Annotated in this window: 12 protein-coding genes and 1 pseudogene; 1 reads left to right on the forward strand and 12 read right to left on the reverse strand. The window is 68.3% G+C overall.

What is annotated here, in order from left to right; translation table 11 throughout:
• Positions 1-4: 4 nt before the first annotated feature.
• The 10 genes from ACIBI5_RS32515 to ACIBI5_RS32560 form a co-directional block, all read right to left on the reverse strand.
• Positions 5-928: a hypothetical protein gene (locus tag ACIBI5_RS32515; protein WP_397252546.1), complete on the reverse strand. Its 924-nt coding sequence runs from the start codon at positions 926-928 to the stop codon at positions 5-7.
• A 264-nt stretch (positions 929-1,192) separates the two neighbouring features.
• Positions 1,193-1,735 (reverse strand): TetR/AcrR family transcriptional regulator, encoded by a 543-nt coding sequence (locus ACIBI5_RS32520; protein WP_379609115.1) that lies wholly within the window; start codon positions 1,733-1,735, stop codon positions 1,193-1,195.
• A 144-nt stretch (positions 1,736-1,879) separates the two neighbouring features.
• The gene (locus ACIBI5_RS32525; RefSeq protein WP_397252547.1) at positions 1,880-3,352 is read right to left on the reverse strand and encodes an aldehyde dehydrogenase family protein; all 1,473 of its coding nucleotides are present in this window, start codon (positions 3,350-3,352) and stop codon (positions 1,880-1,882) included.
• A gap of 30 nt (positions 3,353-3,382) precedes the next feature.
• A complete protein-coding gene (locus tag ACIBI5_RS32530) occupies positions 3,383-4,000 on the reverse strand; it encodes a response regulator (RefSeq protein WP_397252548.1) in 618 nt (205 codons plus the stop codon).
• Entirely contained in the window at positions 3,997-5,181 is a 1,185-nt protein-coding gene (locus ACIBI5_RS32535; protein WP_397252549.1) for a sensor histidine kinase, read from the reverse strand. Before ACIBI5_RS32535 ends, ACIBI5_RS32530 begins: the two co-directional genes overlap by 4 nt.
• Positions 5,139-5,921: an ABC transporter permease gene (locus ACIBI5_RS32540; protein ID WP_397252550.1), complete on the reverse strand. Its 783-nt coding sequence runs from the start codon at positions 5,919-5,921 to the stop codon at positions 5,139-5,141. The genes ACIBI5_RS32535 and ACIBI5_RS32540 overlap by 43 nt, the downstream gene beginning before the upstream one ends.
• Positions 5,918-6,739 carry an ABC transporter ATP-binding protein gene (locus ACIBI5_RS32545; RefSeq protein ID WP_397252551.1) on the reverse strand — a complete coding sequence of 274 codons (822 nt, stop codon included), beginning with the start codon at positions 6,737-6,739 and terminating at the stop codon, positions 5,918-5,920. The genes ACIBI5_RS32540 and ACIBI5_RS32545 overlap by 4 nt, the downstream gene beginning before the upstream one ends.
• Before the next feature lie 67 nt (positions 6,740-6,806).
• Entirely contained in the window at positions 6,807-7,373 is a 567-nt protein-coding gene (locus ACIBI5_RS32550; protein ID WP_397252552.1) for a GNAT family N-acetyltransferase, read from the reverse strand.
• Positions 7,374-7,378: 5 nt separating this feature from the next.
• On the reverse strand, positions 7,379-8,677 hold the full coding sequence (locus ACIBI5_RS32555) for a carotenoid oxygenase family protein (protein ID WP_397252553.1): 1,299 nt from the start codon (positions 8,675-8,677) through the stop codon (positions 7,379-7,381).
• 76 nt (positions 8,678-8,753) lie between these two features.
• Positions 8,754-12,137, reverse strand: coding sequence for a hypothetical protein (locus tag ACIBI5_RS32560; RefSeq protein WP_397252554.1), 3,384 nt, complete (start codon positions 12,135-12,137; stop codon positions 8,754-8,756).
• Here ACIBI5_RS32560 and ACIBI5_RS32565 point away from each other — a divergent pair.
• Entirely contained in the window at positions 12,091-12,324 is a 234-nt protein-coding gene (locus ACIBI5_RS32565) for a hypothetical protein (protein ID WP_397252555.1), read from the forward strand. The two genes, ACIBI5_RS32560 and ACIBI5_RS32565, sit on opposite strands and share 47 nt — an antisense overlap.
• On the opposite strand, the gene ACIBI5_RS32570 is transcribed toward ACIBI5_RS32565, so the two are convergent.
• Both ACIBI5_RS32570 and ACIBI5_RS32575 read right to left on the reverse strand, forming a co-directional pair.
• Positions 12,250-13,905: a hypothetical protein gene (locus ACIBI5_RS32570; RefSeq protein ID WP_397252556.1), complete on the reverse strand. Its 1,656-nt coding sequence runs from the start codon at positions 13,903-13,905 to the stop codon at positions 12,250-12,252. The genes ACIBI5_RS32565 and ACIBI5_RS32570 overlap by 75 nt on opposite strands.
• A gap of 644 nt (positions 13,906-14,549) precedes the next feature.
• A pseudogene (locus ACIBI5_RS32575) lies at positions 14,550-14,759 on the reverse strand (IS110 family transposase); the annotation flags it as partial.

The raw sequence follows: 14,759 nt of genomic DNA on the forward strand, positions 1-14,759 counted from the left end.
GGTTCTACACCCTGGCCCGGAGCCGGGCCAGCGTCGCCGGGGTCTGGGCGTCCAGCCAGCCGGCCAGTTGCTCGAAGGAGACGCACCTCACCGCGTCGCGTGTGCAGACCTCCTTCATGAGCGTGATCAGCGCCCGCATGTAGATGCCGCCGTTCCACGACTCGAAGTGGTTGCCGATGAAGACCGGGGCGCGGTCGCCGCGCAGGGAACGCCGTACCGCGCCGATGTAGGCGTCGGTGGTCTGACGCTGCCAGCGCCGCCAGTTGTGCCGTTCGCTGCTCCGGGCGCCGCTGTGCACGGTGAAGAAGTTGTAGTCCATGCCGAGCACGCGAGTCCCGCTGCCGGGAAGCGGGATGCTGGGCAGCGGGAACTGCCACAGCCCCGAGCGTTTGTGCGGCCAGCGGACCTCGCCGGTGCCCGAGGCGTCGTAGCGCCAGCCGTACTTGCCGAAGGCGGTGAACATCGCCTCGCGATCGCCCTGCAGGCAGGGTGTGCGGCCGCCGGACACCGCCTCGCGGATGCGGAAGGGGAGCTCGGGCAGGTCGGTGCGGCCGGAGTTGCGCCGCCAGTTCTCGACAAAGCCGTAGAACTGCTCGATCTCGCTGCGCCAGTCGGCGGCCGACCACGACGAGACGCCGGTCGGGCCGCAGAAGTGGCCGTTGAAGTGTGTGCCGATCTCGTGGCCGGAGTTCCAGGCGGCGGTGAGCTCGGCCGCCTGGCCGGCGATCCTGGAGGGGCTCTGGAAGCCGATGTCGGAGCTGCCGCGCGGCCGGCCCGGCGGCCGGTACTGCTCGCGCCGGTCGGCGGGCAGCAGGTAGACGCCCGACAGGAAGAACGTCAGCTTGGCCTGGTGGCGCTCGGCGGCCCTGCGGAAGACCGGGAACCAGCCCTGGCCGTCCACCCCCGCCCCGTCGAAGGAGATCACCACGAACTGGGGCGGGCGTTCTCCCCGGCGCAGGCGGCAGCTGTTCTCCGCGCACCACGAACTCCGGCCGCCGGGGGAGGGCGACTTTCGTGTACGTGTTTCGCTGGGCCGAGGGTTGACGGGTGCGGACAAACCGAGCCTGCCGGGCAATGGTTGTGCCGTGACGTCGCCGCACGCCGTCGTTCCCAAAGCTACGCAGATGCCGATTAGCGCAGCGATTATCCCCCGAAGCACTCCGCCATAGAATCACGTTCTGTCATCAAATGCTCACGACGCACCGAGCGCCCGTCCACAGATGTGAACAGCGACTTGGACCAGCTCTTCGAGTTCCTTCGGCTCCTCGGCGAGGATCCATTCGATGAGAAGTTCTTGCAGCGCTCCAATCACACCGAGCGCCAGCAGATGCCGATCGATCTTCGCCGCCTGCGGGAATTCGGCGGAGGCCTCCTCCACGAGCCTGGCGAAGGAGGCCACGGCGCGCTGCCGGGATGCCGCCAGCACATCTCCCGACCTGCGCACCTCCAGGTGCATGATGCGGGCACGGCGCCAGTCGGCCGTGGCGAATTCCATATAGGCGCGTACTCCCGCGCCGATTCTCCCGTCGAGCGTCTGAGGCGCATCCTGCAACGCTTTGGCGACGACGGCGAGGCTTTCCTCGACGCATCGTTCGTGGAGCGCCTGAAGGAGTTCCTCGCGCCCGCCGAAACATTCGTAGAACGCCCGGTTGGAGATCCGCGCCTCCGAACACAGCCTTTCGATCGTTGTAGCCGAGAAGCCCGGCTTAGCGTAGAGCGTGTACGCAGCTGTCATGAGCCGCTCGCGTCTGTCTGCCAGCCTTTGCTCAGCCGACATTCCCCGGTAAGACCGGTTCACATTCCACCCGTCCAACATGATCGTGGCCCCCAGAGCACATAATTATGGACGGATGATCTGTATTCGGAAAGAGCGGGCAGATCACCTCTTACGTCGTCCATGCAAGAACGTGACAAGCCTGATCAGCCGCTCAAGCTCGTCGGTGCCCCGGGAGAAGGACGTAAGGTTCATCCCGGGCATCGCGAAGCGCTGCCGGGAGATGGCTTTGGGCCTGGCGAACTCGCGCAGTCCGTCGGCGCCGTGGATGCGGCCGAACCCCGAGTCACCGACCCCACCGAAGGGTAGCGCGGGAACGCCCGCGAAGGAGATGACTGAGTTGATCGCGGTCATTCCGCTGCGCATCAGCCTGGCCAGTTCCATGGCCCGCCGGGAGTTCTTGGAGAAGATCGTTCCTGCCAGCCCGTACGCCGAGGCGTTGGCCAGCTCCAGCGCCTCCCGCGCGTCACGGGTGCGGCGCACGGTGATGGTCGGGCCGAAGGTCTCCTCGCGCACGGCGGGGGAGTCCTCGGGCACGTCCTCGACAATGACGGGGTCCACGAACGGCGCGCGGACCGACTCCGGCCCACCAGTCACGACTTTTCCGGACTTGGTGGCTTCATCGATATGCCGGCGGATGATGTCCATCTGCCCCGGCATGGTGATCGGACCGTAGTCCTTGCCCGCCTTGACCGATCTCGCCCGCTCGGCCAGTTCCCGCATGAACGGCTCGTACACCGCGTCCACCACGTAGACCCGCTCCACGCCCACGCAGGTCTGGCCGGCGTTGGACAGCGCGCCCCAGAGGCACGCGTCGGCCGCCGCCTTCAGGTCGGCGTCGGCGTCCACGATGAAGGCGTCCTTGCCGCCGCACTCGGCCACGATCGGCGTGAGGTTCTGCGCGCAGGCCGCCATGACCCGCTTGGCGGTCGCGGTCGAGCCGGTGAAGGCGATCTTCTTCACCCTCGGGTCGCCCGCCAGGGCCGCGCCGGTCTCGCCCAGGCCGGTCACCGTCTGCAGGACCGGGTGCTCGGGGACCGACTCGGCGAACAGCTCGGCCAGCCGTACGCCGACGCCGGGGGTGAGTTCGCTGGGCTTGAAGACGACCGCGTTGCCGGCCGCGAGCGCGTACGCGATGGAGCCCATCGGCGTGAAGACCGGGTAGTTCCACGGGCCGATCACGCCGACGACGCCCAGCGGCAGGTACTCCAGCGTGGCGGCCAGGTTCAGGCCGACCATGCCGGGGGAGACCCGGCGGCGGCCGAGCACCTTGGCCGCGTTGCGCGCCGCCCAGTCGATGTGGGTGATCGCCAGCACGATCTCCAGCGTGGCGTCGCCCACCGGCTTGCCGGTCTCCTCGTGGACGAGCGTGGCCAGCTGCCTGAGGTTCTGCGTGATGACGGCCTTGTAGTCGAGCAGCCGGCGGCGCCGCTCGGCCGCGCCCAGGCCCGCCCACCAGGCGGCCGCCTCCTCCGCGCGGCCGACGGCGGCGTGGACCGCCTCCTGCCCCTGCTTGGGATGGCTGCCCACGACCGTGCCGGTCGCGGGGTTCAGGGAGTCGAACGTCAGCGTCGTCATGGCCGCCACGATAAGCCGGTAAATCAACGCTTACAACAGACCGCGCTCCATGGCCGTCGTGACCGCCGCGGTACGGTCGGAGACGCCGAGCTTGCCGAAGATCCGCAGCAGGTGCGTCTTCACCGTCGTCTCGCTGATGAACAACCGGCGGCCCGCCTCGGCGTTGGTCAGCCCGCGCGCCACCAGCGCCAGCACCTCCGCCTCGCGCGGCGTCAGCGCCTGCTGCGCCGGGCCGCGCATCCGCGTCACCAGCTTGGTCGCCACCGACGGCGACAGCACCGTCTCGCCCCTGGCCGCCGCATACACGGCCGCCACCAGGTCCTCGGCGCTGGTGTCCTTCAGCAGGTAGCCCGCCGCGCCGGCCTCGACCGCGCGCACGATGTCCTGGTCGCTCTCGTAGGTGGTCAGCACGATCACCCGGATCCCCGGGTGGTCCGCCAGGATGCGGCCGGTCGCGCTCACGCCGTCGCCGCCGGGCATGCGCAGGTCCATGAGCACCACGTCGGGGGCCAGTTCGCGGGCCCGCGCGACCGCCTCGTCGCCGGAGGCGGCGGCGCCGACCACGTCGAGGCCGGGGTCGCCGTCCAGCATGCCGCGCAGGCCCTCCCTGACCACCGGGTGGTCGTCCACGATCAGGAGCTTGATCACGCCGGCACCTCCACGGTCAGCGTCGTCCCCGCGTCCGGTGCGCTGGTGAGCGTCAGCGTGCCGCCGGCCTGCTCGACCCTGCCGCGCATGGTCCGCAGGCCGAAGCCGACGCACTCCTCCCGGAATCCTCTTCCGTCGTCGGCCACGCTCAGGCGTACCTGCCGCTCGCCGTACTCCAGAGCCACGCGCACGGACCGCGCGGCGGCGTGCTTGCGCACGTTGGCCAGCCCCTCCTGAAGCGCGCGGATGAGCACCACGTCGGTGCGGGTGGCCAGCGGCCGCGCCGCGCCGCACGCCTCGAAGCGCGCGCCGATCCCGATCTCGTCGCCCATCCGCTCGGTGATCCGCCGTAGCGCCTCGACGAGCGAGGCGTCGTCGAGCGGCGCGGGCGCGAGCGCCGAGAGGAACGCGCGCGCCTCGGCCAGGTTCTCCTGCGCCGTCCGTACGGCCAGCGCCAGATGCCGGTCCGGATCCGGCTGCCGCTGCGCCGCCCGCACAAGCATGATGATGCTGGTGAACCCCTGCGCCAGCGTGTCGTGGATCTCCCCGGCCAGCCGCTCGCGCTCGGCCTGCGCCCCGCGCTCGGCCGAGAGCCTGGCCACTTCGGCCCTGCTCGCCTCAAGTTCTTCGATCAGCGCCGCTCGCTCCTTGCTCTGCTTGGTGATCCGCTCGATCCACAGCCCCATGGTCCCGGAGAAGAACACCACCACGGTCATGACCACGATCAGGTTGAAGGCCGATCCCAGCGGATCCTCCCGGTCGGCCACGGTGATCGCCGGTCCCGTCCACAACAGGATGCTGGCGATCGTCGCCTCCTTGGCGGGCAGCGCCAGGTAGCACATGGAGCAGAGCCCGAACAGCGAGAACGAGATCGCGGGGATCGTCAGCGCGGCCGGGGTGAACAGCACGATCAGCAGCGCCACGTAGAGCACGCTCCTGCGCCGGTCCTCCGCGATGATGCCCGGCCGGCCGACGAACACGTAGAGCGGGATCGTGGTCAGCAGGCATCCGGCCACGATCGCCTTCTCCCTGGCCGAGAAGTCGCCGGCCAGCGCGAACACCACCGGGATCAGCGTGGTGACGACGAGCAGCAACTCCCAGCCGCGCAGGCTCTCCCAGACGTTGGGGCCCGCGGGGCTCAGCCGTCGCGGCGGCTCTTCCACCGGAACGTCATCAGGCACAGCGCCAGGCCTCCGACCGTCCACGCGCCCAGAACCAGGGCGACCTTGCCCAATTCATACGACCTGGCCATCTCCAGCGCCACCCCGCCGTCGCCGATGAACACCGAACGCAAGCCCTGGGCCACCCACCGCAGCGGGAAGACCGAGGCGACGTCGATGAGCCAGGGCGGCAGCTCGGTGAAGGGGATGTAGATCCCGGAGATGAACTGCAGCACCACGAACGGCAGCGTGATCACCGCCGCCGCGGACTTGGCCGAGCTGGGCACACTGCTGGCCGCGATCCCGAGCAGGCTGCCGGCCGCCAGCCCCAGGACCAGTACCCAGGAGAAGGTCAGCCAGCCGACCAGGCTGGAGGGCAGCTCCAGGTCGTACAGGAACACCGCCACGGCCAGCAGCAGCGCCACCTCGATGGCCGCGATGACCAGAACGCTCAGCACCTTTCCGGCGAAGTACGAGCTCTTCGGCATCGGCGTGCCCGCCAGCCGCTTGAGCCCGCCCTCCTCACGCTCGACCGCGATGCTGATGGCGAGGTTCTGGAAGCTGACGCTGAGGACGCCCGCGCTGATCAGCGCCGCCGCGTAGAGCTGCGAGACCGTGACGTTCGTTCCGTCCAAGGTCCCGGCGAAGATCGCGCTGAACAGCACCAGCAGCACGATCGGGAAGGAGAAGGTGAAGACGACCTGGTCGCGGGCGCGAAAGAAGATCTTGAGCTCGAAGGCGGCTCTCGACAGCGCGATCATGACTCCTCCAGCAGGCGCAGGTAGACGTCCTCCAGAGTGGGCCGGGTGACGCGCAGTTCGGGGATCTCGCCGTCGTAGCGGCCCATGAGCTCGGCGATCGTCCTGGTCGGCGTCGCCGTGCGCTTCTCGCCGTCCGCCCACGTGACCGTGGCCTCGTCGCTCGCGCGCCCGCCGAGGGTACGCGGCGCGCCCTCGGCCACGATCCGCCCGCCCGCGATCACCGCCACCCGGTCGGCCAGTTCCTCGGCCTCGTCGAGATAGTGCGTGGTGAGCAGGATCGTGGTGTCCTCCAGATTCCTGATCAGCTCCCAGAAGCGGCGGCGGGCCTCCGGGTCGAAGCCGGTGGTCGGCTCGTCCAGGAAGAGCAGCTCGGGGTTGCCGATCAGGCCCAGCGCCACGTCGAGGCGGCGGCGCTGGCCGCCGGAGAGCTTGGCCACGCGCGCCTTCGCCTTCTCGGCCAGGCCCACCCGGTCGATGACCTCGTCGGGGTCGGCCGGGGCCGGGTAGAAGCGAGCGAAGTGGGTGACGATCTCGCGTACCGAGACCTCGGCCACGTCACCGGCCGTCTGAGGGACGATGCCCACGCGGGCGCGCCAGGCGCGGGTCGGCCGGTTCGGGTCGGCGCCCAGGACGCTGACCTCGCCGCCGTCGCGCTTCCTGAGCCCTTCGAGGATTTCTATGGTGGTCGACTTGCCCGCGCCGTTGGGGCCGAGGAGGGCGAAGGTCTCGCCCCGGTGGATGTCCAGATCGATGCCGCGGACCGCCTCTAACGCGCCGTAGCGCTTGGCGAGTCCGCGGACGTGCACTGCGGTCTCCATGGAGTCAAGGATCCGGATTTACCCGGATCTGCGACACCTTCGGCCGACCGACCCCGTTGTCCTCCGTTCAGAGGACGGCCGGGCGCAGCATTCCCCACACCGCCGGGCCGTCGGGCAGCTTGATCTCCTCGGTCACGGCGAAGCCGAACCGCTCGTAGATCGGGATGTTCGCCTCCTTGCTGCTCTCCAGGTAGACCGGCAGCCCCGCGCACCGGGCCAGCCCGGAACGCAGCAGCGCCCCGCCCACGCCGGTGCCCTGGACCGCCGGATCGGTGCCGATCTGGGCGAGATACCAGTGCGGCTCCTTCGGGCGGTGTCCGGCGAACGCCTCCTCCAGCCGCATGCCGTACACCACCCGGTCGCCCATGACCTCCAGCAGCGCGGACCCGCCCGTCTCCAGGTCGGGCGTGAAGCCGGGCGGATCCCACAGCGCCGCCCCGGTCACCGCGCCGCTCCCGTCGCGGGCCACCTCCACCACGTCGTGCATGTAGCGGGCCAGCGCCACGAACATCCTGGGCCGGTCCGCGGCCCTCGGCATCATCCACTCCATCACCGGGTCGTCGGCGAACGCCCGTCCGAGCACCTCGCCGATCTCCTCCAAGCCGCTCGCCTTCTCGGCGGTCACGATCTCCATGAAGCTCAGTCCTCCAGCCAGGATCCGTGGAAGCCGGCGGGGACCCGTCGCGGCAGCCGTACCGACGCCACCTCCGAAAGGTCGCGCGCGTCGGCCACGAGCAGGCGTGAGGCCTCGCCCGAGGTGACGATCGACAGCAGCCAGCCCTCGTCCTCGGCCCGCGCGCCCTCGGCCGCCACGAACACGGCCTCCCCGGTGGCGCCGCCCGTGGCCAGGGCGGAAGCGGCGCCGCTCCGGTGGTCGTACTTGATGATCTGGTCGTCGCCGACCGTGTAGAGGTAGCGGCTGCCGAGGCCGAGCCGGTGCTCGTTCAGCGTCGGGAACTCGATGTTGCGGTCGTCCAGCGGCTCCTCCGACACCTTGCCCGTGGCCGGGTCGAGCGTCCAGCTGTACAGGGAGGCGCTGATCGTGCCCGCGGCGTGGCGGGCGGCGTCGGCCCGGCCGGCGATGTGCTCCCACAAGTCGACGAAGACGTCGGCAGTGTAGCGGGCGGCGGTGAGCACCACGCGGCCCTCGGCGTCCTCCCAGGCATTGCCGACGTGGAACGCGTAGCACAGATCCACATCGAACCATCGCGTCATCCCGCCCGCCCGCGGCGTCAGCCCGATCCGCGCGCCGTACCCCTCGTCGAAGGCGTAGGGCATGCCCATGCCGCGCTCCAGATTGAAGGTGACCGGAAGGTCCAGCCAGACCAGGTAGTTCTCGGTGATCGCGAAGTCGTGCATCATCGTCGAGCCCGGAACCTCGATCTCCTTCGTCTCCACCAGCTCACCCCCCGCCGACAGCCGGTGGTAGGTCAGGAAGGGCGGGAAGAAGCCGTAGCCGAAGAAGTGCAGCTCACCGGTGATCGGGTCCTGCTTGGGGTGCGCGGTCATCGCCGTCGCCAGCTTCCCCTGGAAGTCGACCGGCCCGACCGTGTCGAGCTCGGGCGTCATCTCGTACGGCAGGCCGACCTCGTTCAGCGCGAAGATGCGGCCGTCGTGCCCGATCACATGGGTGTTGGCCTGGGTGGCGGTCAGATCGACACCCTTGTCGCCGACCAGATCGGTCCCGTCGGTGAACTTCGTGGTCCGCACCCACCGATTGCGGTACCACTCGGCCCGGCCGTCGCGCAGGCGGATGCCGTGGATCATCCCGTGCCCGGCGAACCAGTGTCCGGGGTCCTCGCCGGGGCGCGGGTTGGGACCGTTGCGGAAGTAGCGACCGGTGAGCTCGGGCGGCAGCGCGCCCTCCACAGGAAGGTCGTAGGCGTCGACCTCATCGGGAACGGGAGCCAGATGGCCCGTCAGGTAAGCCTTCTTCATGCCGATACTCCTATCATGATAGGTCGAACATAGAAGCTTCATATGTGACCTGTCAATGCTGGAATATATGCGTGGTTCAGGACTTGTACGCCAGGGACCCGGCCGCGCAGGACATCGAGCCGTAGGCGAGGTTGAACAGGGTCGCGGCGCCGACCGCGATGCCCCAGGTGACGGGTTCCTCGTCGTCCGCCAGCAACGGCGACAGGACGCCGCTGCCGTCGAAACAGGTTCCGGCCCAGCCGTTCAGAACGCCGATCGTGTTCTGGTTCTCCTCATCGACGGTCGCGGCGATGGTCGGCACCTCCCACATGATGTTCTCGGCGAAGTCCACCCAGGGAGACGCCGGGCCCCATACCTTGCTCGCGCCCGAGTCCTGCGCGGTCAGCCCGACGCCCAGGTCCACGAGCGACTTCACGACCATGAGATCGGTGAGGGCCTGGTTGGTGATGGCCCACCACTTCTGGTCCTTCAGATCCTGGATCTGGCCCATGACGTCGGGGGCCACGTAGACCCAGTACGACACGCACGCCAGGCTGTTGAGGACCGGGAAGGCCTGCGTGACCACCTTGAACTGCCGGGCCTTCGTGGCCAGCGGCTGCAGCACGCTCACCGCCACCGCCCCGGCCATGGCGCAGACGCCGCCGGTGAGCGCCAGGACCTTGTTGGTCGAGCTCGAGATCTGCCCGGCCTCCATGGCGGAGCGGCTGTCGGCTGGGTTGCAGATCCGCTGGATGGCCGCGAAATCGGGCGCGTCGATCAGCGCGGCCGTGGTGGCGTCGTCAGGGAACGGCGCCTCGTCGGCGATGAGCTTGTAGCCGATCGTGACCGGGATGGCGGCCACCAGGCAGGCCGCGTCCAGCAGGCTCAGGTCGTTGCCGGAGACCTTCCTGTAGAGCCACGACAGGACGGGGATCTCGATGGTCGCGGTGAGGATGTCCATGACGCCGTCGACGAGTTCGGCCAGCACGTCGAGCGCCGCGAGCAGGATGTTCTCGACGCTCTCCAGGAACGCGTCGGTGATGATCGCGATCACTTCCGTGACGATCTGGGCGAACGAGATCTGGTCGATCTTGTCGATGATGTTGCTCTTGAAGCTGGCGAGTGCCTGTTGGAAGACCTCCTCCTCCCGGCTCAGGGCGTCCACCAGCGGCTGGAGCGTGGCCGCCACGTCGCCCGTGACCCCCTGGTTGGGCTGGGCGGTCGTGGTGCCGTTGGACGCGTTGCTCTTCAGCTGGTGCAGCCCCCAGTTGCTCTGCGGGCTGTTCTGGCCGGGCACCGCCGGGCCGGACGCCATGACGCCGCCGCGGGTGGTGCCGCTCAGGTTCGGTGGAATGTCGCCGGGGAGACCGGCCCACGAGTCGACGTACCCCTGCACATCGGTGAACGCGTGCTGCAACCGGGTTCGCGCGTCGCCGAGCCCGTCGATGCTCTTCGCCACGTACCGGGTGAAGATGTTCTTCAGCACGTTGTGCGTGCGGACGATGTCCGACCAGACGAACAGGAAGCCCAGCCACTTGATCAGGTCCTCGAAGAACACCTTGATCTTGTTGAAGACGAACTCCACCGCGTGCACCACCGCGTCGACGCAGTCGAGCAACACGTCGTAGACCTCGCCCGCGATCGTCGCGAGGAAGTGGTAGACGCCCTCGGCCTCCTGCACGACGAAGCTCACGACGTCGTCGAAGCAGTCCTTGAGCCAGGAGAAGAAGTCACCCATCGCCACCGAGATGGCCGACGCTCCGTCCGCCTGGGCTTCGGGCCCTTCGTGGTAGGTGAGCCCGCCGCCGGCGAACGAGAGGCCCCACACCTGCGGCACGGCGGCCCGGCGGGTGGCGGAGTCGCCGGAACGCTGCCGGGAGCCGTCCTGCGGCAGTCCGGAATTGATGTTCATGAACTGCGCGAGGGCCTTGGCGGCGCTGTCGCCGTCCGCCGTGCCGATGCTGGAGGGCACGAGCGGGGCCCGCGAGCCGTCCGCGTTCGTGACCACGACGGCCCGCAGGTCGTCACCGGTCTGTACGGCGTTCAGCGTCGCGATCGCGTTGGCCATGGGATTGACGTCGGCCACGACGCCCGGTGTGTCGGACAGGACGACACGGAAGCAGACGGCGGCCAGGGACTGGGTCTCCTGGACGACGGTCAGCACCCCGGTCGCGTCGGTGGTCGCGTTCACCGGCACCGCCGGTGAGAGCAGGTGGTAGACGTCGTCCAGGTAGACGCTCACCGGACTGGTCGCGGTCACCGCCACATTGGTGTTCGGCGCCGCGAGACCGTCGTCGTCGGTGACGGCGACGTGGGTGGTGAAGGTGTTGTACGTGATCACGTCGTCCGGGTCGGTGGCGGGCAACAGGATGGAGCGCTGGAGCCAGTCGGTGGTGACGGGATCCTGGGTGAGCCGGACGAGGTCCTGGCCGTCCAGGTCGGCGAACAGGACGTTGTTGCCGGCGCCGAGGTTCAGGAAGAACGCGAACCGCGCCGCCGAAGGCAGCAGCGGCACCGGCGCCGACCACGCGGCCGGGTCCGCCTCGCCGCCCGCGGCGCAGCGCACGTAACACAGGGTGCCCTGCGGGCCGAGACCCCAGACCGCGGTGCCGTCGGCGTCGCTCGCCGCGGCGAGGGTGGTGGCGCCGGCCAGGAGACCGCCGGCCACGATCTGGACCGGCGTGGCCATGTCGTGCTGGTTGTCCGGCGTGAACAGGTACAGGCCGTCCCCGGCGGACACGAACAGGTTGGTCACGCCGGAGCCGTTGAGCGCCGCCGCGATCGTGCTGGTCCCCGCCGGCGGCGTCAGCCGGGCGGGGTCGGGCGCGTCCCGGTTGGGCGCGTTCTTGGCGGCGAAGTAGTTGTACTGCGGCGTGAAGAGCAACTGGGGCTCACCGCCGATCGTGCCGAAGGTGTAGATGCCGGGAATCGGGTCGTTCTCCCGCTGCCCGAGGCAGTTCACGATGCTGTTCGCGGCGAAGTCGGCGGCGAGCTTGTGCGGGTTCCACTGGGGCGACCCGTCGGGCGTGATGTAGTAGCGGTCGAGGAGTTCCAGGGAGTCGCCCGGCACGCGGATGACGTCGACGAAGATGTTCTCGACGGTGCCGGGGCCGTTCATGATGCTGACGTCGGCGATGGTGAGCGGGTCCGGCGCGGTGCCCGCGTCGAACGGGACGGCCGTCCAGGTGACGCCGTCGGCCCAGGCCGCCTCCGTGTTCGCGTTGCCGAGGGAGAGATACAGGATGTCCGCGCCGTTGACGGTCACCACGAGCGCGAGGTCGATGGCGAGGGTCTGGGCGTTCTGGGTGACGGCGAACGCCTTGGCCGTCACCGGGGCGCCACCGTTCCGGGCCGACAGGGCGCCGCTGAGGTCGATCCTGTTCCAGCCGGTCGGGGTCTCGGTCACCTCGCGGGTGAGGTAGCAGACGTCGTCGGTGCCGATCGAGAAGAAGAGCGCGTCGCCGTTCTGCGACTGGAGCACCTCGAAGGCCTGGTCGGGTGCCATGACCACGGCGGCCTTGTGGTTCTCCATCAGCTCGGAGTCGAATGAGATCTTCATGGGACCTTCAGCGCTTTCGATTGGGAACGGGTATTCACCGCGTCGGGTCGGCGTACGTGATGTGCGCGACGAGGTCCTGGTTGTCGGAGAATACGGCGTCGCTGAATGAGAACGTCGTTCCGCCGGGAAAGACGAAGTTCTCCACGAACGAGACCGGAATGTCCGTCATAGCGGTCGCAAAGCAGCCTTGCGTGTACTGCTTCGTGTAATCGAGGAGCTGGTTGACCCCGGTGAAGAAGTTCAGAAAGCCGTTCTGCCCGGGCGTCTGCGACTTGTCGACCACGCTCGAATGCGGAGGGGAGACCACGACGCTTCCGGTGTCGTCCACCCCAATCGAGTAGACGTCCGTGATGCTTTTGTCGACGATATTGCCGCCGGCGCCGCTCCCCGCGCATCTGATATAGGTGTAGATGACGAGATGCTGGGTGATGGTCATCGTGTCGCCCTGGACGCTCACGGAGAAGTCGTACGTGCTGTCGAGTTCCATCGACCCGCCGAGCAGGGGGCCTCCGCACTCGTCGGAAGCGGTGCTGCTGAATGCGACGGAGATGATGGTCGGCCCGGACGCCGGAAAGGTTATCGTCGGCGTCGTGTACCAGAGATTGAAATAGTAGTAGACGTCCGGCGCCTTGCATTGGAGGGTCACGTCCGTGGTCAGGCAGTTCGTCCCGATGTATTCGGACAGGGTTTGAATGCCGTTGTAGGTGTTGAGGAGATAGCCGGCGAACGTGTTCCTGTTCAGGGCGGCCACGCCGTCGTACTGGGACACCTCGCCCGGCTCGATCCAGTTCCAGCCGAACCCGGCGTGCGTGGTGTCGGGAAGCTGGTCGTCGTTGGCGGCGCACAGGTAGTTCAGCGTGAGCGGAGCGCCGTCCGAGCCGACGGCGTCCGGCGTGAAGAAGTTCACGTCCGTCACCGCGATCGAGGACGGCGACGTGGCCGTCACCTGCTTCGCGGCATAGCCGAGCACCTCGCCGCCATCGAGCGCCTTCCAGTAGGTGTCGATGAAGTCGCTCGTCATGAACGCGTTGAGCACACTGTTGGACGGCTGGTCGCTGAACTGGAAGCCCTGCTCCAGGTCGGAGCTGTTCAGGTCGTAGTAGAGCTGCTGGACGCCGAACATGTCGGGGTCGCCCACGCCCTTGAGCCGGTTCTGCACGTCCGGGGGAAGGCTCTCGAAGGAGGCGTCCTGGAAGTCCAGGTCGACGGCGCCGGAGAAGGTCCAGCTCGTGCCGGACGGCTGCGCCTGGTTGAACCAGGTCATCGAATCGCGCGGACCGAAGAGGAGCTCCGTCGCGACGAACTCCGAGAACATCAGCGTGTACGTCACATTCGACTGCCCCGGCTTCAGCGCGATGATCGGCGGCAGCGACGAGGGATCGACACCGGGCGGAAGGCCCAGCTTCGCCTTGACGGCGAACGCGAAATAGGCGTTGTTGAGATTCTGCACTCTCGCGTCTGATGAAGGCGTGCCGTCGGGCACGGTGAAGGGATCCGTGTTTCCGGCGTTGGCCACGAAGGTGGCGAAGTCGATCGGGACCGGCTGGTCGCCGTCGTATACGTAGCACAGGATGGCTTCCGGCAGGCCGCCGTAGAGATATTCCGCCAGGGTGCTGTTGGCGCTGTCCTGGGTGACCGCGACGACATAGTCGAATCCGGTCGACGAGAGATTGGAATCCTGAGCGCTCATGAAACGTTTCCTTGTATCTGAAAAGAGGCGCCGCCAAAAGGCGTACCATTCCGAAGCCACAACCCGGCGGGGCGGATTCTTCGTGCGCGGGGCGTTGTCCGCCTTGATCTCCACGCGCTGATTTCTGTTGGCATCCGGTTCCACGAGATCCGCGTAGTACGTCGAATACCCTCTGCTCAGATCAGTACACGTGCCGCGCCTTCGCCTCTTGGAAAGTTCTGCGCCCATCTATCCGCGCCGGCCGTCGATTAACGGCGACACGCCGTTTCTCGGTCGCTGGGAAAGTTGGCAAAAGAACCGATCCGGGTTGATGGCGTTCGCATGGACCGGGTTCCGAGACCGGGGGCGTGAAGATCGGGGATTTCGTCGCCGGGTAGTTCTTCGCATCCGACAACACCTGCGAGATCGCTGCGCGTTCGACAATGGCGCGGGGGAGCCGGGAGCTTGGCAGCGGGTAGATCTCGCCGCCAGGGTGGTCGCCATCGGTGTCAACCAGGCACTGGCGGGTCTGCCCGCTCGTCAAAGCCCGGCGGCGGCTCGCCGGGGCTCCGGGGTCGCGGAGGGCCCGGGTGTCGCCGGGACGTGGGTGGCTGGCCGCTGAGGCTTGCGACCGCCCGACAGCCGGGGGTGTCCCTATGGTTTCGTCAAGTGGCCAGGGCTTGCTGGGTTCGGGTTTTCCGTCGGGGTTGGTAGGGCTTGCGGTCGCGGAGCATGGCGTAGATGACGTCTGAGCGGCGGCGGGCCAGGCAGATGAGGGCAGCGTTGTGTTTTTTGCCCTCGGCGCGTTTCTTGTCGTAGTACTCGCGGCTCTCGGGATCGGCCAGGGAAGCGAACGCGGCCAGGAACATGGCGCG

The sequence above is a fragment of the Nonomuraea sp. NPDC050540 genome, from assembly GCF_044457485.1.
Taxonomy (GTDB): domain Bacteria; phylum Actinomycetota; class Actinomycetes; order Streptosporangiales; family Streptosporangiaceae; genus Nonomuraea.

Bases quoted from the DNA above. Each gene is read 5' to 3' on its own strand.
- ACIBI5_RS32545 (WP_397252551.1), bottom strand. From the start codon at position 6,739: ATGGAGACCGCAGTGCACGTCCGCGGACTCGCCAAGCGCTACGGCGCG.
- ACIBI5_RS32520 (WP_379609115.1), bottom strand. From the start codon at position 1,735: ATGACAGCTGCGTACACGCTCTACGCTAAGCCGGGCTTCTCGGCTACA.
- ACIBI5_RS32550 (WP_397252552.1), bottom strand. From the start codon at position 7,373: ATGGAGATCGTGACCGCCGAGAAGGCGAGCGGCTTGGAGGAGATCGGC.
- ACIBI5_RS32555 (WP_397252553.1), bottom strand. From the start codon at position 8,677: ATGAAGAAGGCTTACCTGACGGGCCATCTGGCTCCCGTTCCCGATGAG.
- ACIBI5_RS32525 (WP_397252547.1), bottom strand. From the start codon at position 3,352: ATGACGACGCTGACGTTCGACTCCCTGAACCCCGCGACCGGCACGGTC.
- ACIBI5_RS32570 (WP_397252556.1), bottom strand. From the start codon at position 13,905: ATGAGCGCTCAGGATTCCAATCTCTCGTCGACCGGATTCGACTATGTC.
- ACIBI5_RS32540 (WP_397252550.1), bottom strand. From the start codon at position 5,921: ATGATCGCGCTGTCGAGAGCCGCCTTCGAGCTCAAGATCTTCTTTCGC.